General features: G+C 73.7%; 18 protein-coding genes and 1 tRNA gene. 3 read left to right on the top strand and 16 right to left on the bottom strand.

Going from position 1 to position 17,401, the window contains the following annotated elements; all coding sequences use genetic code 11:
* Positions 1 to 37 precede the first annotated feature (37 nt).
* From ABGB06_RS19305 to ABGB06_RS19285, 5 genes are all read right to left on the bottom strand, one after another.
* Positions 38 to 910 (bottom strand): RNA polymerase sigma factor SigF, encoded by an 873-nt coding sequence (locus ABGB06_RS19305; protein WP_347590976.1) that lies wholly within the window; start codon positions 908 to 910, stop codon positions 38 to 40.
* A gap of 222 nt (positions 911 to 1,132) precedes the next feature.
* A complete protein-coding gene (locus tag ABGB06_RS19300; RefSeq protein ID WP_347590974.1) occupies positions 1,133 to 1,912 on the bottom strand; it encodes an RNA polymerase sigma factor SigF in 780 nt (259 codons plus the stop codon).
* Positions 1,913 to 2,049: 137 nt separating this feature from the next.
* Positions 2,050 to 2,220 carry a hypothetical protein gene (locus ABGB06_RS19295; RefSeq protein WP_347590972.1) on the bottom strand — a complete coding sequence of 57 codons (171 nt, stop codon included), beginning with the start codon at positions 2,218 to 2,220 and terminating at the stop codon, positions 2,050 to 2,052.
* Positions 2,217 to 2,768: a DinB family protein gene (locus ABGB06_RS19290; RefSeq protein WP_347590970.1), complete on the bottom strand. Its 552-nt coding sequence runs from the start codon at positions 2,766 to 2,768 to the stop codon at positions 2,217 to 2,219. Before ABGB06_RS19290 ends, ABGB06_RS19295 begins: the two co-directional genes overlap by 4 nt.
* 99 nt (positions 2,769 to 2,867) lie before the next feature.
* Positions 2,868 to 3,623, bottom strand: coding sequence for a chitinase (locus ABGB06_RS19285; protein WP_347590968.1), 756 nt, complete (start codon positions 3,621 to 3,623; stop codon positions 2,868 to 2,870).
* Positions 3,624 to 3,858: 235 nt separating this feature from the next.
* On the opposite strand from ABGB06_RS19285, the gene ABGB06_RS19280 reads away from it, so the two are divergent.
* Positions 3,859 to 4,452 carry a tetratricopeptide repeat protein gene (locus tag ABGB06_RS19280; protein ID WP_347590966.1) on the top strand — a complete coding sequence of 198 codons (594 nt, stop codon included), beginning with the start codon at positions 3,859 to 3,861 and terminating at the stop codon, positions 4,450 to 4,452.
* Positions 4,453 to 4,571: 119 nt separating this feature from the next.
* Here ABGB06_RS19280 and ABGB06_RS19275 read toward each other — a convergent pair.
* From ABGB06_RS19275 to ABGB06_RS19265, 3 genes are all read right to left on the bottom strand, one after another.
* Positions 4,572 to 4,658 (bottom strand) — tRNA-Ser (locus ABGB06_RS19275).
* Positions 4,659 to 4,729: 71 nt separating this feature from the next.
* Positions 4,730 to 5,167 (bottom strand): tRNA adenosine(34) deaminase TadA, encoded by a 438-nt coding sequence (gene tadA / locus ABGB06_RS19270; protein WP_347591074.1) that lies wholly within the window; start codon positions 5,165 to 5,167, stop codon positions 4,730 to 4,732.
* Between the two features lie 112 nt (positions 5,168 to 5,279).
* Positions 5,280 to 5,807: a hypothetical protein gene (locus tag ABGB06_RS19265; RefSeq protein WP_347590964.1), complete on the bottom strand. Its 528-nt coding sequence runs from the start codon at positions 5,805 to 5,807 to the stop codon at positions 5,280 to 5,282.
* A gap of 233 nt (positions 5,808 to 6,040) precedes the next feature.
* Here ABGB06_RS19265 and upp point away from each other — a divergent pair, with 233 nt between their 5' ends.
* Positions 6,041 to 6,673, top strand: coding sequence for a uracil phosphoribosyltransferase (upp, locus tag ABGB06_RS19260; protein ID WP_347590962.1), 633 nt, complete (start codon positions 6,041 to 6,043; stop codon positions 6,671 to 6,673).
* Between the two features lie 502 nt (positions 6,674 to 7,175).
* On the opposite strand, the gene ABGB06_RS19255 is transcribed toward upp, so the two are convergent.
* From ABGB06_RS19255 to ABGB06_RS19245, 3 genes are all read right to left on the bottom strand, one after another.
* Positions 7,176 to 7,847 carry a LytR C-terminal domain-containing protein gene (locus ABGB06_RS19255; RefSeq protein ID WP_347590960.1) on the bottom strand — a complete coding sequence of 224 codons (672 nt, stop codon included), beginning with the start codon at positions 7,845 to 7,847 and terminating at the stop codon, positions 7,176 to 7,178.
* A 100-nt stretch (positions 7,848 to 7,947) separates the two neighbouring features.
* A complete protein-coding gene (locus ABGB06_RS19250) occupies positions 7,948 to 8,244 on the bottom strand; it encodes a type II toxin-antitoxin system VapB family antitoxin (RefSeq protein WP_347590958.1) in 297 nt (98 codons plus the stop codon).
* A 66-nt stretch (positions 8,245 to 8,310) separates the two neighbouring features.
* On the bottom strand, positions 8,311 to 9,825 hold the full coding sequence (locus tag ABGB06_RS19245; RefSeq protein WP_347590956.1) for a M28 family peptidase: 1,515 nt from the start codon (positions 9,823 to 9,825) through the stop codon (positions 8,311 to 8,313).
* A gap of 137 nt (positions 9,826 to 9,962) precedes the next feature.
* On the opposite strand from ABGB06_RS19245, the gene ABGB06_RS19240 reads away from it, so the two are divergent.
* A complete protein-coding gene (locus ABGB06_RS19240; protein WP_347590954.1) occupies positions 9,963 to 10,892 on the top strand; it encodes a MurR/RpiR family transcriptional regulator in 930 nt (309 codons plus the stop codon).
* 26 nt (positions 10,893 to 10,918) lie between these two features.
* Here the strand turns inward: ABGB06_RS19240 and ABGB06_RS19235 are convergent, their stop codons facing one another.
* The 5 genes from ABGB06_RS19235 to ABGB06_RS19215 form a co-directional block, all read right to left on the bottom strand.
* Positions 10,919 to 11,725, bottom strand: a complete 807-nt coding sequence (locus tag ABGB06_RS19235) for a polysaccharide deacetylase family protein (protein WP_347590952.1) — start codon at positions 11,723 to 11,725, stop codon at positions 10,919 to 10,921.
* 148 nt (positions 11,726 to 11,873) lie between these two features.
* Positions 11,874 to 13,391 carry a glycosyltransferase gene (locus tag ABGB06_RS19230; RefSeq protein WP_347590950.1) on the bottom strand — a complete coding sequence of 506 codons (1,518 nt, stop codon included), beginning with the start codon at positions 13,389 to 13,391 and terminating at the stop codon, positions 11,874 to 11,876.
* A complete protein-coding gene (locus ABGB06_RS19225) occupies positions 13,388 to 14,644 on the bottom strand; it encodes a nucleotide sugar dehydrogenase (RefSeq protein ID WP_347590948.1) in 1,257 nt (418 codons plus the stop codon). Before ABGB06_RS19225 ends, ABGB06_RS19230 begins: the two co-directional genes overlap by 4 nt.
* A gap of 246 nt (positions 14,645 to 14,890) precedes the next feature.
* The gene (locus tag ABGB06_RS19220; RefSeq protein WP_347590946.1) at positions 14,891 to 16,192 is read right to left on the bottom strand and encodes a pyridoxal phosphate-dependent aminotransferase; all 1,302 of its coding nucleotides are present in this window, start codon (positions 16,190 to 16,192) and stop codon (positions 14,891 to 14,893) included.
* Positions 16,193 to 16,278: 86 nt separating this feature from the next.
* A complete protein-coding gene (locus ABGB06_RS19215; protein WP_347590944.1) occupies positions 16,279 to 17,334 on the bottom strand; it encodes a hypothetical protein in 1,056 nt (351 codons plus the stop codon).
* Positions 17,335 to 17,401 lie beyond the last annotated feature (67 nt).

The following is a 17,401-nucleotide window of genomic DNA, read 5'->3' as shown; positions in this document are numbered from 1 at the left end:
TCCCGGACCGGCGGCCGGCCGCCGGTCCGGGCTTGCGTCACTCCTCGGCCGTGAGGCCATCGCGCAGCTGCGCCAGTGTGCGGGTCAGCAGCCGGGAGACGTGCATCTGCGAGATGCCGACCTCCTCGCCGATCTGCGACTGGGTCATGTTCCCGAAGAACCGCAGCATGATGATCCGCCGCTCCCTGGCCGGCAGGCGGGCCAGCAGCGGCTTGAGGGACTCGCGGTACTCCACGCCCTCCAGGGCGGTGTCCTCGTATCCCAGGCGGTCGGCGAGCGAGCCCTCCCCGCCGTCCTCCTCCGGTGAGGGGGAGTCGAGCGAGCTGGCGGTGTAGGCGTTGCCCACGGCCAGCCCGTCCACCACCTCGTCCTCCGACACGCCGAGGCACGCGGCGAGTTCGGCGACCGTGGGGGAACGGTCGAGACGCTGGGACAGCTCGTCGCTCGCCTTGGTCAGCGCCAGCCGCAGCTCCTGGAGCCGGCGCGGGACGCGCACGGACCACGAGGTGTCGCGGAAGAAGCGCTTGATCTCGCCGACCACGGTCGGCATGGCGAACGTGGGGAACTCCACGCCGCGTTCGCAGTCGAAGCGGTCGATGGCCTTGATCAGGCCGATGGTGCCCACCTGGACGATGTCTTCCATGGGCTCGTTCCGGCTGCGGAACCGGGCCGCCGCGTAGCGCACCAGAGGCAGGTTGAGCTCGATGAGGGTGTCCCGGACGTACGTACGCTCCGCGCTGTCCGGGTCCAGGCCGGCGAGCCGCTGGAACAGCGAGCGCGAGAGGGTGCGGGTGTCGAGATTGTCGGTTTCCGCGGGAGGTTCGGGCGGCAGCGAGGGTGTCTGCTGCTCGGGTACATGCGGCGTGCCGTTCGTGGTGAGCACCTTGGAGCTGCCCAGTTCTACGGACATGCCACCCCCTTGAGGTCGTGGACGGGTCGCGGCGGCGCACCCCCCGGTGGGACTCGGATGAGCCCCCACGAGAGGAAGCGCCCTCTCGTGGATACCGGAGCTGCCGCTGCGGCAAACGCGGTTCTAGCAGAATGTCACAGGTCGTCAACACGATGTAGCTTCTTGTCGATAAAACGGCACAGCTGATGCGCGAGTTCCCGGAGTTGGGGTCCATCTTCCGGGTTAGCTCTCGTTCGGATTTCCGGTACGAAGCCGGGTGACGCTGCGGGCCAGCAGCCGGGAGATGTGCATCTGGGAAACGCCCAGCTCAGCGCTGATCTGCGACTGGGTCAGGTTGCGGTAGTAGCGCAGCAGCAGGATGCGCCGCTCGCGCTCGGGCAGCTGCACCATCAGGTGCCGCACCAGCGCCCGGTGCTCCACGCCGGCCAGGCCCGGGTCCTCGTAGCCGATCCGGTCGATCAGGCCCGGCATGTCGTCCCGCTCCTGCGCCGCCTCCAGTGAGGCGACCCGGTAGGCGCGGCCGGCGTCGTGGCTGGCCAGCACCTCCTCCTCGGGGATCCCCAGGCGCTCGGCGATCTCCTTCGCGCTGGGGGTGCGCCCCAGTGCGACGGTGAGCTCCTCGGTCGCGGCCCGCACCTGCGCCCACCGCTCGTGCAGCCGGCGCGGGACGTGCACGCTGCGGACGTTGTCCCGGAAGTAGCGCCGGATCTCGCCGATGATGGTGGGCATCGCGAAGGTGGGGAACTGCACACCGCGGCTCAGGTCGAACCGGTCGATGGCGTGGATCAGGCCGATGGTGCCGACCTGGACGACGTCCTCCATCGGCTCGTTGCGGCTGCGGAAGCGGCGGGCGACGTACCGCACCAGCGGGAGGTTCGCCTCGATCAGCGCGCCACGCACCCGGGCGTGCTCGGCGGTACCCGACTCCAGCGCGGCCAGCCGCTCGAAGAGGGCCTGCGTGAGCGCGCGCGCCCTGACCCCCCGGCCCTGGTCCGCCGCCACCTGCCGACCACCCCTTCACGCCCTGTGGGCTCCTCGCACTCCTCGTGGTGAAAGCAAAAGCTGTCATAGCATCACAAGACAGGAGCACCGTGTGCAAGCACCGCTTGACGTTGTGTGTCCGCCAGTGCGGGTGCGCGTCAGCCGATCAGCTCGGCCAGCAGGTCGCCGACGCCCTCGGCGGCCCCCGAGACGGCGTGGAAGCCGAGTCCGACGAAGTCCGTGGACCGGTCGGGGGAGGCGACGACCGCGTAGAGCACGGCCACGGCCACCACGTAGAGCGCGATCCGCCGCGCCTGCACCAGGGTCATCGGGCACCCGCCCGGTAGAGGTCGCGCAGCAGGGCGATCTCGGCGCTGTGGTGTAGCGCCTCGCGGTTGATGTGCAGCACCAGGGCGGCCATCGGGGCGTCGGGGTGGTACCGCTCGGCCGGCCCGCACGGGCGCGCCCAGTCCTCGGGGCCGAGCGCCCGGACGCCGCGCGTCCACCGGTCGTACGCCTCGTCGAGCTGGCCCAGGCCGGCGGCGGCGGTGCCGCCGAACGACCAGTCCTGGGCCGTCACGGGCGGGCCGCCGAAGTGTCGGGCGGCGCGCCCGCCGAGAATGTCGACCACCAGGTGGCCGATCCGCCAGGCGATCGTGGTCAGCGGAGGCGGGTCGGGCTCGGGGCGTGCGCCGTCCCTGCCGAACGTGCCGTCGGCGCGCCGCCGCACGCTCCAGCAGCCGGGGGCCGGCTCCCAGAGGTACTCCTCGTCCGTGAGCCCGTCGAACCGCGGGCGCAGCAGGTTCCGCCAGTGCCAGTCGAGCTGCTCGACCGCCTCGGCGGGCCAGTCGACGCCCGGGGGCGTGTCGCCGTCCATGGCAGGACCCTAGAGGCACGGAGGGGGACGAAGAAGGGGGTAGCCCCCTCGGGCCCGCCGGGCCCCGCCCACCGGAACCGTGGGCGGGGCGGTCGGGGGTCAGCAGTAGAGGTTGCCGCCGGGGTCCACCCCGAGGAGGCTGGTGAACCGCAGGTAGGTCTGCACCCGGGACTCCACCTGGCCGGGGTTGCCGCCGTTGCACTCCAGCGAGCCGTTGATGCTGCGGATGGTCTCGCCGAAGCCGCGCTGGTTGACCATGGCGTCGTGCGGGGTCATGGTGCCGGGGCCGCTCTGGGTGTTCCAGTACCACAGGGCGGTGCGCCAGGAGATCGCCGAGTCGTTCTCCACCAGCCAGGGGTTGTTGAGCAGGTCGATGCCGAGGGCGTCACCGGCCGCCTTGTAGTTGAAGTTCCAGCTGAGCTGGATCGGTCCGCGGCCGTAGTAGGCGGCCTGTCCCGCGGGGCAGCCGTAGGGCTGGCTGGCGTCGCAGTAGTGCGGGTAGTTGGCCTCGTTCTGCTCCCTGATGTGGACCAGTCCGCCGGTCTCGTGGCTGACGTTGGCGAGGAAGGCGGCGGCCTCCCGCCGCTGCACGGTCCAGTCGCCGGTGTTGGCGAAGCCGGGGAAGGAGCTCATGGCCGCGGTCAGCCCGCTGTACGTGTAGAACGAGTTCCGGCTCGGGAACATCTGGTTGAACTGGGCCTCGGAGACCACGAACGCCTGCGCCGCGCCGCTGTCGTTCGGGCCGGTCGCCGCCGCGGTGGAGGTGCCGGGCAGCACGGCCAGCAGCGCGACGACCAGGGACGCCAGGACGGCGCCCACCGTCCTGCGCCCTCGTCCGAAGATTTGCATGCTCATGTCATTCCTTTCGCCGCAGCGCGCCGTCGCGGCGCGCGGTGGGGGTAGCGAATGGCTCACGCCTGATTCAAGAAGCGCCACGCCCGGCGGTCAAGACTTTGGTCTGGACCAATTTTCGGCCACGTCCAGCCGAACACCGGACGCCGCCGCCTTGGGCGCCCCCAGCTCTCGGGACCGCTCCCCGTGCACGTCCGGAATCATTGATCCTCCACACCGTCGAGGTGGAGGAGGCGGGATGTTCGGTCGACGAGGCGGTGGTGCGGGAGAGGACCGCGTTGCCGCGGCCGAGAAGGCCTTCGAGCGGGGGCATCAGGAGTTCGCGGCGGGACGCTACGCCGCCGCGGCCGTCGTGTTCCGCGAGGTGGTGGCGTTGGCGCCCGAGTCGCCGAACTCGCAGTTCCTCCTCGGGGCCTCCCTGTTCAATTCGGGTGACTCGCGGGATGCCGTCGATCCGCTGCGCGCGTGCCTCGCGATGCGGCCCGATCACGCGGCAGCACACCTCGCGCTCGGCATGGCGCTCGGTCGCCTGGATCAGTTCGACGACGCCGCGGAGCACGTCGCGAAGGCCGCCTCGCTCGGCGACCCGCAGGCACTCGACATGCTGCCGAAGATCGGCGCCGACTACTGCCGCACATGCGACCGAGCGGTTCATATCAGCCAGGTCAGGAATCCCGACGCGGACATCATCGTCGGCGCCGTCCGGATGGGATGGACCTGCGCGGACTGCCACACGGTCGTCTGCAGTACCTGCGTTTCGGGCGGCCGGGCCGGGCCGTTCGTGCGGGCCTGCCCCGACTGCGGCGGCAGGCTGAGGGTCCTGACCAAGTAGGCGACGGTCTCACGTCGACCGGCTCATCGAGGCTCATCGACGGCCGTTCGCCCGACGCGCCGCACAAGCGAGAGGGCGGCCCCCGCGGGGACCGCCCTCTCGTCTGAGCTGTTCAGCGGCGGTAGCGGAGGGATTTGAACCCTCGGTGGAGTTGCCCCCACACTCGCTTTCGAGGCGAGCTCCTTAGGCCGCTCGGACACGCTACCGAGAGGAAGCCTATCCCACGGGTGGGGGTGCGCAGAAACGGGAAGGGGGGCGGTCGAACCCCCCGGATCCGTCAGCGGGCGCGGAAGAAGTCGGTCAGCAGCCGGCCGCAGTCGTCGGCGAGCACGCCGCCGATCACCTCGGGGCGGTGGTTCAGGCGCCGGTCGCGCAACGCGTCCCAGAGCGAGCCGGCCGCGCCGGCCTTCGGGTCGAGCGCGCCGTACACCACCCGGTCGATCCGGGAGAGCACGCTGGCTCCCGCGCACATGGTGCAGGGCTCCAGGGTCACCACCAGGGTGCAGCCGGCCAGTCGCCAGTTGCCCAGCTGTCTGGCGGCCTCGCGCAGCGCCAGCACCTCGGCGTGCGCGGTCGGGTCGCCCGTGGCCTCGCGCTCGTTCCGCCCGTGCCCCAGCAACACGCCGTCGGGACCGCCGGGTCCCAGGACCAGCGCGCCGACCGGAACGTCTCCGGTCGGCAGGGCGGCGCCCGCCTCGGCGAGCGCCCGTCGCATCGCGGGCCGCCACGGGTCCCGCAGCGGGTCGGGCGCCCGGTCGGCGGCCTCGACCCGCGGTTCCGCGGGTGGTTCGGATACCGGGTCCGTCACTCCCGGGGCCCCGAAGCCGTCACCTGACCGCCTCCAGCACCTCGGAGCAGCCCAGCGCGTCGGCGATCTCGCTCAGCGCGTCGTCCGGGGTCAGCTTGAGCACCGTCCCCGCGTCGATCCCCAGGTCGGCCAGGATGTCGGCGTCGCCGAGCGGACCTCGGGGCACCTCGTCGTCGGCGCCCGCCGGCTCGTCGTCACCGTCGGCGGCCCCGTCCTCGGTGCCGTCCAGGTCCACCAGCTGCTCCAGGACCCGCGGGTCCTCGGGCTCCCGGCCCAGCAGCTCGTCGGTCAGAAGGATCTCACCGTAGGCGCTGCGCATCGCCCGCGCGGCGTCGGAGACGAACACCCTCGGATCGTCCTCGCCGTCCACCCGGACGACGCCGAACCAGGATCCCTCCTGCTCGATGCAGACGAGAACGGTCTCGTCGTCGGGAGCGGTCTCGCGCGCCAGCTCGGCCAGCTCGTCGAGACTCTCCACGTCATCGAGCTCTCTGTCACTCGCTTCCCAACCATCATCGGTCCGCGCGAGCAGTGCGGTGAAGTACACCGTGACTCTCCCCACTCGGTTCGGCAGTGCCACCTGCATCGTGGCAGAAAAGGGTTGCGCTGTCGGGTAACTCGGCAGTTCACCAATGGAATGTCCGTTCCTGCACGGACCACTCTCCACACGGACACCCGCCGTGTCCACCTGGATTGCCTTCGCCGGTGCGGCGTGGCGCAGGCGGGTTCGGCCCCGGGGCGTTCCGGGTGGTGTCGGCGCCGTTCGATAGTGTCGAACTCATGCGGATCCACGTCGTCGACCACCCGTTGGTGGCGCACAAGCTGACCACGCTGCGCGACGAGCGCACCGACTCCCCGACGTTCCGGCGGCTCGCCGACGAGCTGGTCACCCTGCTGGCCTACGAGGCCACCCGGGACGTCCGCACCGAAGTGGTCGACATAACAACGCCGGTGGCGGTGACCACGGGCGTGCGGCTGTCGCATCCGCGCCCCCTGGTGGTGCCGATCATCCGGGCCGGGCTCGGCATGCTGGACGGCATGGTCCGGCTGCTGCCCACCGCGGAGGTCGGCTTCCTCGGGCTGATACGGGACGAGACCACGCTCGAGGCCACGATGTACGCGAACCGCATGCCGGAGAGCATGGCCGGCCGGCAGGTCTTCGTGCTCGACCCGATGCTGGCCACCGGCGGGACGCTCGCGGCGGCGATCAAGGAGCTCATCGACCGGGGCGCGGAGGACGTCACGGCGATCTGCCTGCTGGCGGCGCCCGAGGGTGTGGAGCGGCTGGAGGGCGAGCTGGCCGGGGCCCCGGTGACGGTGGTGACCGGCGCACTCGACGAGGCGCTGAACGAGCAGGGCTTCATCGTCCCCGGTCTGGGCGACGCGGGCGACCGGATGTTCGGCACGGCGTAGCTTCCCGCTACCTGCACCACGACGGCGGGTGGTTCGCGGGCTGGTCCCGACGGCTCGCGGTTCGTCCGGCGGCGGTGCGGCCGGCCGCCAGGCCGGCTACGCGCCGGCGCGTCCACGGCCCGGGCGGCACACGATGCGCGCGGCCCTCGTCCGAGGAGTCCTCGGGCCCGCACCGGTCCGCCCGCCCGCGGACCGGGCCCATGGCCCGAGCGGGCCATGGGGCTGGGGACCCGTCGCCCAGGTGCCCTGTCCCTGAGTGGGCCGCGGGTGGCGGAGACCAGAGCCGCGGCGCCAGGGCGGCGGGCGATCCACACTGGGGGCGGCCCGGCGGCGGCCAGCCAATGCACGGGCGATCCGGCGGCGGGGGTCCACGGCCGGGAGGCGACCCGGCGGCGGCCGGCCCAGGCGCGGGAGCGTCCGGCGGCGGTCCAAACTCGGGCCACCCCTGGGGCCGCGAGGGCTGCCGGCCCGGCGCGGGGCCGCGGGTTTCGCCGGGAAGGCGTCAGCAGGTTTCGGGGGTGGTGGCGGGGGTCTCGTCGGGCGTCTGGAGTTCGACCAGGCGTTCGTCGGCCTCGCGGGGAGTGCGCAGTTCCGTGAAGTCCGACCCGATCACCAGGTCGATCTCCGCCGCGCCGCCCTTCGGCTTGGGTTCACCGGTCTCGGCGCCGTCCAGTTGGGCGCCGACGACCGCCAGCGCGCCGGACTCCTCCGCCGCGGAGCTGGCCAGGAGCAGTCCCGGCTCCGCCACCTTCCCGTCCAGCGAGGCGGGCGCGTTGTCCACCTCGCCGATGACGAAGCCGCGCTCGGCGAGCGCGTCGGCGGTCTGCTGCGCCAGGCCGGTGCGCTTGGTGGCGTTGTAGACGTTGACCGTGATGGTCTTCGGCTCGGGCAGTTCCTCGGGGAGCGTCCGCTCGGGCTCGGCCGCCGGTTGGCAGTCGGGGCCGGGGCGCGAGGCGCCGGCGGCCGTGGCGGGGCCGCCGCCTGACTCCTCGTCCGCGGTGAAGACGTCCACCAGCTGCAGGGTGCCGTAGCTGAGCAGGCCGATCAGGGTGAAGACGGCCAGGGCGCCGAGGACGACCCTGCCGCGGCGCGGGCGACGGCGCATCCTGGGGTAGCGGTTCCCCGTGATGCGGTACTTGCGGCCGCCCATGCCCGGTGGCGTCAGCATGCTCATGGCCGCAGCGTAGCCAGCGGAAACCCGCCTGCCTACTTATGATCAACTGAAATGCCGCGCGCACCCCGAACGCAGCAACGGGCCGGGGCGCCGGCTCGGCTCACTCCAGCTCCAGGACCCGGGCGTGCAGCACCTGCCGCTGCTGGAGCGCCGCGCGCACCGCCCGGTGCAGCCCGTCCTCCAGGTACAGGTCGCCCTGCCACTTCACGACGTGTGCGAAAAGGTCGCCGTAGAAGGTGGAGTCCTCGGCCAGCAGCGTCTCCAGATCGAGCTGGCCCTTCGTGGTGATCAGCTGGTCCAGACGCACGGGACGCGGGGCGACGTCTGCCCACTGCCGGGTGTTGTCCCGGCCGTGGTCAGGGTACGGTCGTCCGTTTCCGATGCGCTTGAAGATCACACGGAGAGAGTACCGGGCGAGACGCTCCGTCCGCAGCCTCGTCCGGGAGAGCGCGCGGCCAGCCGATCACTCCGGCGCGTGCCACGCGTACGCGCCGACGGCGTGGGCGATCGCCTGCGCGTGGGTCTCCAGCACCGCCGCGCCGACGTTCGTCAGATCGTCGCAGGACTGGTGGTAGCACTCGTCGTAGGGAGCGTCCGCCGTGCCGCCCCACAGGCCCACCTCGGTCTCGGTCTTGACGTCCTCGGCGCCGCTGAAGGTGCCGCCGACCGGGATCCCGGCGTCCAGGAACGGGGCGTAGTCGCTGCGCCCGTTGAACTCCGTGGTCCCCGGCGCCACGCCGCGGGAGCGCAGGAAGTCGGCGAGGTCGCGGGAGATGGCCGCGGACCCGGGCGGCGCGGCCTGGTCGGCGGCGCCGCCCTCGGCCTCCTCCTCGCCGTCGTAGACGAAGAACCCCGGATTGGGCGAGCCGATCATGTCGAAGTTGAGGTAGAGCGCGATGTCCTGGCGCTCCGTCGGGGTCAGTCGCTCGACGTAGTGTTCGGAGCCCAGCAGCCCGAACTCCTCGGCCGACCAGAGCGCGAAGCGCACCGTGTGCGGGTGGTCGGCGGGCGCCAGCGCGGCGAACAGCAGTGCGGCGTTGAGGATGCCGGCCGCGCCCGAGGCGTTGTCGTTGATGCCGGGTCCGTCGATCACCGAGTCCAGATGGGCGCCCGCCATCACCACCCGCGACGGGTCGCCGCCCGGTGTCTCGGCGATGACGTTGACCGTGGTGCGCTCCTCGGACAGCTGCTCCAGTTCGATCCGGACGGTGACCTCCTCGCCGGCGGCCAGTTCGGCGGCCAGGGCCTCGCCGTCGGCCTGGGTGATGCCGCCGGTGGGGATCACCGCGTTGTCCGGATCGCTGAGCGTGCCGGCGAGCGGGCCCGGCACGTTGTTGTGGACGAGCACCGCGAGGGCGCCGGCCTCGGCGGCCAGCGCCTGTTTCTCGGCGAAGGTGCAGTCGCCCCGGGCGACCAGCGCGATCCGCCCGGCGTGGTCGCCCGAGGCGTAGTCCGCCGCGGCGCACCCGGTGTCGGGCACGGCGGCGAGCGCGGCCTCCAGCCCGCCCACCGGGGTGTTCGGCGTGTACGTCATCGCGTCGACCGGGATGTCCCCCGGATCCTCTGGGTCTTCCGGATCCTCCGGCGCTTCGGGGTCCTCCGGGTCCTCCGGGTCGTCGGCGGGGGCGTCCAGCCGGGTGAGCCGTTCGGTGAGCGTCTCGACGTAGCGGAAGGGAAGGCGCTGGTAGTCGACGTCGTATCCGGCGGCGTCCAGCAGCTCCCCCGCGTACCGGGCGGACCGCTCGTGCCCCGGGGTCCCGGCGGCCCGGGTGCCGTCGCTGGCGTCGGCGATCCGCTGGAACTCCGCCAGATGCCGCAGCACTCCCTCGGCGGTGGTGGCCTCGACCAGCAGGTCGGCCAGCCACTCCCCCGCCGTGCCGTCCGCGGCGGCGGGCTCGGCCGGTCCGCGGTCCGGCGCCGTGCTGGCCAGCGCGGGCAGCAGCACGAGGGCGGCGACGATCAGAACACGGGGTCGCATGGCATGCGCACAGCAGCGCGGGCGGCAGGGCTCATGACAGCGCAGCCTAGCGACAAATGTCATAAATGATGATGATTTCCGGCCGAAGGCCCACCCACCTGGCGCCCCCGTCACCCCGGCAGGGAGAATCCAGGGCCATGGCGCCCTCGCAGTCCACGCAAGCCGCACAGCCCTCAGAGCCCGAGCAGCCCACGCCGCCGCGGACCTTCGACGCGCTCGTGACCACGCTCCGCGCGCGTGGCGAGACGCTGACCCGGGCGCAGCGCAGGGTCGCCGAGCGGATCCTGGCGGATCCGGAGGGCGTGGCGTTCATGACGGTCTCGGAGCTGGCCACCGCCGTCGGCGTCAACGAGGCGACCGTGGTGCGGTTCGCCTCCAGCCTCGGCCTGTCCGGCTATCCGGGCCTGATCCGGCTGTGCCGCGACCGGCTGCGCGAGCAGGCCCAGCTGGTGCGGCGCTACGAGAACCTGGAGCCGCTCAGCGCGGAGGACGGCGATCCGCTGGAACGCGCCGTGGCGCTGGACCGCGCCAACCTCACCCGCACCTTCGCACGCGTCGACCCGGCGAACTGGGACGCCGCGGTCGCCACGCTGGCCGAGGCGCCGCGGGTGCACGTGATGGGCCTGCGCAAGTGCCACGCGCCGGCGTACCTGCTGAGCTACCTGCTGGGGCTGACGCGGGAGGACGTGTCCTCGCTCACCGGCGTGGCCGGCACCCTCACCGACGAGCTCCGCCGGGTCCGCCCGGGCGACGCCTTCGTTTCGGTGTCCATCCACCGCTACGGCGCCGAGACGGTGCGCGCCGCGGCCTGGGCGCGGGAGCGCGGCGCGCGGTGCGTGACGCTGACCGACAACCCCGCGTCGCCGCTGGCCGCGTCCGCCGAACATGTCTTCTACGTGGACGCCGCCGGGCCCTCGGTGCTGCGCTCGCTGACCGCGTTCACCGCGCTGGTGCAGGCGCTGGCCACCGCGGTCGCCACCCGCCTCGGCCACCGGGCGCGCTCGTCGCTGCTGCGCGAGGAGGAACTGCTCGACGAGTTCCACGTCTACCATCCGCCGGGCTCCTGACCCGACCCGTCCGTCGGGGAGGCGCGTCAGCCGTCGGCGAGCGCGTCGCGCACGGTGGCCACCGTCGTGCCGTGGCTGGCGGCGCGGTCCGCGAGCCAGCCGAGGAAACGGTCCAACGTGTCGGGGGTGACGGCGAGTTCGGCGTCCGCGGCGGTCTCGCACGGATCGCAGACGTGGTGGAAGACGAGCGGCACCCAGCCGCCGCCGTGCGCCTCGGCCTGGGTGACGTAGTTCCGCAACGTGGCCAGGTCGGTCTCGGCGTCGACCGAATCGGGGGTGCGCACGGCGTAGCGCTCCCGCGGGGGCAGCGTCTCGGCGTGGGCGCAGCCGTCGCAGGTGCCGGGGGAGACCAGACCGCCGACGTCGCGGGCGGAGTCGTAGCCGCAGTCCGCGACCAGGTCCTGGGCGTCCGCGTCCTCGGCGCCGTGCGGGTAGGCGAAGCTGGACACCTGGAAGCCGTGCTCCCGCCAGGTCTGCCGGTCCTGGCAGACCTGCCGGCGCCGCTCCTCGTCGGTCAGCTCGGTCAACGTGTCGTGGTCCACGGTGTGGCCGCCGATCTCGTGTCCCGCGCCGGCGAGGGCGCGGACCTGCTCGGCCGTCAGGTAGCCCGCGGCGTCCAGCCGTCCGCTGCTGAGGTAGAAGGTGGCCGGCAGGTGGTGCTCGGCCAGCAGCGGGCGGGCGTTGGCGTACTGGTCGGCCGTGCCGTCGTCGAAGGTGAGGCTGACGACGGTGGTGCCGGCGTCGCCGGTGGCCGCGTCGGACGGGGCGGCGGCCGCGGCGGGCTGGAGCGTCAGCGCGGCGAGGCAGCCGAGGGCGGACAACAGGCGTCGCATGGGGCGTCCTTCCGAAACGATCAGGGGCCAGGTGACAGGGGCTCGGGGGATCAGAGGAGGAACCAGGGCGGCGGCCACTGGCCGCGGGTGAGGACGAGGAGGTAGAGCGGGGCGGCGAGCGCCCATCCGACCAGCCAACCCGGAGGCCTCATCGCGGGCTCCTGGACCACACGCCGCGCCGGATGGTGACCAGGGCGTACGGCAGCAGCCAGGACAGCAGCGTCGCGGAGAGCAGGCTCATCAGCGGGCGGTGGCGCCAGCGCGGGCAGCGTGGGTGGTCCAGCCGGTAGGCGAGGCCCCACAGCAGGCCCTTCGCCACGATCCCGGAGAGGTAGAGGGCGGTCAGCGGCCACAGCCCGGCCAGCGGCGCCCACAGCAGATGGCGGACGACCATGGCGGGGGCGGCGAGGACCAGCAGCGCGTGCCCGTAGAAGAGCGCGGCCGCGCCGGGGCCGCGGCGCCACATGAAGCCGCCGGTGAAGCAGAGGTTGCGGAGGAAGCTCTTCTTCCAGCGCACCTGTTGCCGCAGGAACGGCCGCAGCCGGGCCGGGGCGGTGGTGAGCACCCGGGCGGACGCCACGTAGCCGACCCGCCAGGGCAGTTCGGGAAAGGAGGTGCCGCGCACGAACGGCGAGTGGCGGTGCCGCCGCTTGAGCCGGGCGCCGTGCCGGAACTGGCCGAGCACGTAGCCGGTGAGCTGCCGGTCGGTGGCGAACCGGAACTCGGCGCCGAAGAAGCGGTCGTCGGCCCAGGCCGGCAGGTAGTTGTAGACGGCGTCCCGGCGGAACACCGCGAGCGGCCCGGACACGCAGGTCACCGAGCCGACGGCGGACTCCGCGGCCTTGGCGATGCGGAACTGGCCCTCGTACCAGACGTCCTGCAGCCGGGTCAGCAGGCCGTCGTCCGCGTTGCGCACCCGGGCGTGCCCGCTGACCGCGCCGAGTTCGGGGTGCCGGACCAGCGCCGCGACGCAGCGGCGCAGCGCGTCGGGGGCGAGCACGCAGTCCGAGTCGGTGAAGGCGAGGATCTCTCCGTCGGCGTGAGCGGCGGCGCGCACCAGGGCGCGTTTCTTGCCGACGTTGCGCTCCAGGTACAGCACCCGGATCGGCAGTTCGCCGGCCAGTCGGCGCAGCACCTCGTCGGTGCCGTCGGTGGAGCCGTCGTCCACCACGATGATCCGCAACGCGGGGTAGTCGCTGGCGGCCATCGAGCGCACGCAGTCCTCGATGCCGTCCCGCTCGTCCTTCACGGCGAGCAGGAAGCTGACCCGCGGGAGTTCGGGCAGCGGCGGGAAGCGGTCGAGGCCGTGCGGCCGGCGGGGCGGGGTGTCCGTCGCGGGGTCCCGGTAACGGCCGTACGCCAGGTGCAGGACGGCGATCGTCAGGCCGAGCACGAGGAGGCCGTAGCAGGCGAGCGGCAGCAGGAGCGGCGGGCGGACCAGCCGCGGCAGGGCGGCGACGAACAGCAGCGCCGGCGGCAGCGGCAGCGCCCACAGCAGCAGGCGCCGGCGCGCGGCCGGCGCCGCGGCCCGGTCGGGCTCGGGGACGGGCTCAGCGTCGTGGTCGTGGTCGTGGTCGAGGTCAAGGTCGTGTTCGGGAGCGGGAGCGGAGTCGGATGCCGGGCCCGGATCCGGGCGAGGGTCGGGGGGAAGCGTCGTCCTGGTCATACGACGGCCCGGTGCTTGACGTCGTCGAGCCGGTAGGTGGCGTCGAGCACCAGCACCTGGTCGGCCAGCCAGGACAGGTCCTGGTCCGGATGGGCGACGTGCACGAGCACCAGGTCCCAGGCGTGGGTGGCCGGGTGCGGCACGTGGCGCAGGCGCCGCCCGGCCTCGCCGGGCGCGGCGCCCGGCAGGGTGAGCGAGGGGATCAACGGGTCGGTGTAGGAGACGGCCACGCCGGCCGCGGCCAGGTCGGCGAGGATGTCCAGCGCGGGCGACTCCCGGACGTCCGCGACGCCCGGCTTGTACGCCACGCCGACCACCAGCACGTGTGCGCCGCGGCGGGGCACGCCGCGTTCGGCGAGCACGTCCAGGGCGCGGCGGACCACGGTCCGCGGGCGGGCGTCGAGCGCGGTCATGGCGGCGTCGATCAACGGCGTGGCGACCCGGCGGGCGCGCAGCTGCCACAGCAGGTAGTGCGGATCGCAGGGGATGCAGTGGCCGCCGGCGCCGGGTCCCGGCACGAAGGACTGGAAGCCGAACCGCTTGGTGGCGGCGGCCCGCACCACCTCCATGACCTCGAGGCCGAGGTCTCCGCAGGCGGTGGCGACCTCGTTGGCCAGCGCGATGTTGACGGCCCGGAAGGTGTTCTCCAGCAGCTTGGTCATCTCGGCGGCCTCGGGCGAGCCGACCCGGTGCACCCCGGCGGCGGTGGGCGCCAGCACCTCGGCCGCGCGCCGGCCGGCCTCCGGGCCGAGACCGCCCACCACCCGGGGCGTCTCGGTCTGCGGATGCGCCGCGCGGCCCGGGTCGATCCGCTCCGGTGCGCAGGCCACGAAGACGTCGAGACCGGGGCGCAGGCCGCGGGCGGCGAGCGGGTCCGCGAGCAGTTCCCTGGTGGTGCCGACGTAGCTGGTGGAGGCGAGGATCAGGGTCTGTCCCGGCACCGCGCGGGCCACCACGGTGGCGCAGGCCGAGCGCACCGCCCGCAGGTCGGGCACCCGGTGCTCGTCCACCGGTGTGGGTACGCAGACGAGCACGGCGTCGGCGGCGCGCAGCCGGTCCGGATCACCCGTCAGCTCGAAGCCGGGGCGTCCGGCGTGGGCGCGCAGCCGCTCGCGGTCGGCGGGCAGCAGGTCAACGCGGCCGGCGCGGATCGCGTCGAGCCGGGCGGCGCTGGTGTCGAGCCCGATGACCGACCGGCCGGCGGCCCGCAACGCCAGGGCCGTCGGCAGGCCGACGTAGCCGAGCCCGACCACCGCGACGCTGCCGGACGGCGGAGTCGGCTGGCGTGGCGGGGCCGGGACGGCGGCTCGGGCGAGGACCGGCGTCGGCGTCGGTGTCGGTGTCAGGGATGGGGATGGGGCCGGGGTCGGTGCAGCGAGACTCGGCGATGACGTTCGCATGATGCGCAGATTATCCGTGAAAGTAATTATTTGCGCATATTGACATACTCCAATGGCGTCGCCGGCCGGGCGAACGCCCGGAGCGCACCCCGGAGCGGGTCAGCGGGCGAGTGCGGCGCGCAGCTGGGCCAGCGCGTCGGAGATCCAGGGCAGCGCCACGGGGTCGCCGCCGGCCGCGACGGTGCTCAGCGCCTGCCAGCGCTGCTCGTCGGTCTCCCCGTAGAGCAGGCTGGTGGCGACCCGGACCCGCGGGGCCGCGGGGTCGTCGCCGAACGCGGCGCCGGGCAGCACGCCGACGCCGTGCCGCTCCAGCAGCGCGCCGGCCACGGCGACCCCGCCGGGGCGCTGACCGGGGAGCTCCGGGAGCGCCGGGAACTCGGGCAGCTCGGGATAGAGGTAGAAGCCGGCCTCGGGCGCGCGGCAGCGGGCGCCGGCGGCGACCAGCTCCGCGTGCACGGCTCGGGCCACGGTGGCGTGCAACGCCCTGGCCGAGGCGATGTGCGCGAGCACCTCGGGCGGGTCGCCCAGAACGTGGGCGGCCACCTCCTGCATCGGCGCGGCGAGCGCCGACCAGATCTCGCTGGCCACGCCGGTCAGCTCGGCGCGCAGCCGCTCGCCCCACGGGCCGTCCGGCAGCCGGGCGAAGCCGATGCGCCAGCCGCCGAGCGCCATCGACTTGCTCAGGCCGCCGGTGATCACGGTCCGCTCCGGCAGCTGGTCGGCGGCGCGCGGCGGGGCGGTGCCGTCGTGCGTCAGCTCGGCGTAGATCTCGTCGGCGATCACCGCCATCCCGTGCCGTTCGGCGATCGCGCACGCCGCCCGCAGGTGCTCGGCGCGGGCCACGGTGCCGGTCGGGTTGTCGGGAACGGTGAGGATCAGCACCCGGGGGTCGGCGCCGGCGGCGCGGGCCTCGCGCAGCGCCGGCTCCAGCAGCTCCGGATCCGGCACGCCGCCGGCCTCGGCCGGCACGGGCACGCCGACGACCCGCTTGCCGGTCAGCGCGCTCTGCGCGGCGTAGCTGACCCAGGCGGGGCGCGGCAGCACCACGTCGCCCGGAAGGGCGGCGAGCAGCGCGAAGAGCAGTGGCTTGCTGCCCGGCGCGAAGATCACCTGCTCCGGGCGGGTCGGCAGCTCGCGGCGGGCGAACCAGCCCGCCGCGGCCTCGCGCGCCGCCGCGGAGCCGGCGACCGGCCCGTAGCCGCCGAGCCGAGCCGCGCCCGCGAGCACCGCGGCGACGCCGTCGGGCACCGGCAGTCCGGCCTCGCCGAAGCCAAGGTGCAGCACGCGTTCGCCGGCGGCGCGGCGGGCGCGCACGGCCTCGTCGATGGCCAGGGTCGGGGAGTGAACCGTGCGGATGGGCGCCGTCTCGGCCGGGGCCGCCGTGCTGGTCTGCGTAGCCATGCGCAACATTCTCTGCCAAGCGTCGAATCCAAGCAAAGAGATTTGCATGAGTGCAGGGCCGCCCACCGCCCGGCCGACCGCCGGGGTCAGCTCCCGCCGCCACCGCCTCCGCCGCCGCCGTCGCCACCCCCGCCACCACCGCCGCCGTCTCCGCCGCCGCCTCCTCCTCCGTCGCCGCCGCCCCAGCCGTCGCCGCCGGCGCCGGGGCCCGAATCGCATCCGCTCGCGCCCACCCCGGTGTGCCAGGGCTGGACCCAGCCGCCGGGCGTCGACGGATGCGGCTGGGCCCGCTGGCTGCCGAAGCGCATCCGTCCCGTGCCGTCGCCGAGCCCGAAGCAGACGGCGAAGAAATGCGCCATCACCGCGTCCAGCGGGTCGCCGTGCGCCAACCGCACCTCGGCCAGCGGCAGCACCACCAGGTCCCGGCCGGCACCCGGCACGGGCCGGACGAGCAGCGCGACCTCCCGACCGTCACGCAGCAGCCGGGAGGAGCGGTGGTCCTGCCGCCACAGCTCCCACTGCCCCTGGGGCGACCGCACGCCGACGCAGCGCCGCGACTTCCGCGCCGCGTCGGTGACCCAGACGAAGGCCGGCGACTCGCCGACCGTCACGGTCAGCCGCGTCACCGCGTCCCGGCCGGCGATCAGGCCGTAGGGCCCGCGCAGCCGCACCACCGGCGCCTGCGGGCCCCAGACGTCCGCGCGCACCAGGCGCCGATCGACGGTGACGGTGATCGGCCCCAACGGGCCCGGCGCCTGCCGCCGGGTGATCCACAGCGGCACGCCCTCGTGTTCCGCCTGGGCGACGATGGTGGCCAGGCTCTCCGGGCCGCCGGACAGCCAGACGGCCAGCTCGCCCAGGGTGCGGACGAACTCGGCGGCGCGCCTGACCTTCACCGGGTACACGGCGCCGGTGATCCGGACCACGGGCACCACACCCGGCCCGTCCGGTATCTCGGACAGCGCGCGTTCCACCCCGCCCGCGCCCAACCAGCTGCCGCGCCGGTACGCGTCCGCCATCGCCGGCGCGTGCAGTTCGGTCACCGGCATCCGCCGCGAGCCGATCCGCAGTTGCCCGGCGGTGAGCTCGACGTTGGCGACGAACGGGTTCCTGGTCCGGTCCTCGTACATGAGCTGTTGCATGTGCTTCCCCCGTCATGCGCTTCCTTCCCTGCCCCTTTCCCCGTTTCGGGCCGCGCAGTGCCACGCA

Source organism: Streptomyces sp. B6B3 (assembly GCF_039871525.1).
GTDB lineage: Bacteria > Actinomycetota > Actinomycetes > Streptomycetales > Streptomycetaceae > Streptomyces.
Note: the sequence above shows the minus strand (reverse complement) of the source record. Positions and strands in the feature narration are given on the sequence as shown.

Excerpts from the sequence above, each read along its gene's own strand:
- ABGB06_RS19305 (WP_347590976.1), bottom strand. The coding sequence starts at position 910 with ATGTCCGTAGAACTGGGCAGCTCCAAGGTGCTCACCACGAACGGCACG.
- ABGB06_RS19295 (WP_347590972.1), bottom strand. The coding sequence starts at position 2,220 with ATGACCCTGGTGCAGGCGCGGCGGATCGCGCTCTACGTGGTGGCCGTG.
- ABGB06_RS19290 (WP_347590970.1), bottom strand. The coding sequence starts at position 2,768 with ATGGACGGCGACACGCCCCCGGGCGTCGACTGGCCCGCCGAGGCGGTC.
- ABGB06_RS19285 (WP_347590968.1), bottom strand. The coding sequence starts at position 3,623 with ATGAGCATGCAAATCTTCGGACGAGGGCGCAGGACGGTGGGCGCCGTC.
- ABGB06_RS19280 (WP_347590966.1), top strand. The coding sequence starts at position 3,859 with ATGTTCGGTCGACGAGGCGGTGGTGCGGGAGAGGACCGCGTTGCCGCG.
- tadA (WP_347591074.1), bottom strand. The coding sequence starts at position 5,167 with ATGCGACGGGCGCTCGCCGAGGCGGGCGCCGCCCTGCCGACCGGAGAC.
- upp (WP_347590962.1), top strand. The coding sequence starts at position 6,041 with ATGCGGATCCACGTCGTCGACCACCCGTTGGTGGCGCACAAGCTGACC.
- ABGB06_RS19255 (WP_347590960.1), bottom strand. The coding sequence starts at position 7,847 with ATGAGCATGCTGACGCCACCGGGCATGGGCGGCCGCAAGTACCGCATC.
- ABGB06_RS19245 (WP_347590956.1), bottom strand. The coding sequence starts at position 9,825 with ATGCGACCCCGTGTTCTGATCGTCGCCGCCCTCGTGCTGCTGCCCGCG.
- ABGB06_RS19240 (WP_347590954.1), top strand. The coding sequence starts at position 9,963 with ATGGCGCCCTCGCAGTCCACGCAAGCCGCACAGCCCTCAGAGCCCGAG.
- ABGB06_RS19235 (WP_347590952.1), bottom strand. The coding sequence starts at position 11,725 with ATGCGACGCCTGTTGTCCGCCCTCGGCTGCCTCGCCGCGCTGACGCTC.
- ABGB06_RS19230 (WP_347590950.1), bottom strand. The coding sequence starts at position 13,391 with ATGACCAGGACGACGCTTCCCCCCGACCCTCGCCCGGATCCGGGCCCG.
- ABGB06_RS19220 (WP_347590946.1), bottom strand. The coding sequence starts at position 16,192 with ATGGCTACGCAGACCAGCACGGCGGCCCCGGCCGAGACGGCGCCCATC.
- ABGB06_RS19215 (WP_347590944.1), bottom strand. The coding sequence starts at position 17,334 with ATGCAACAGCTCATGTACGAGGACCGGACCAGGAACCCGTTCGTCGCC.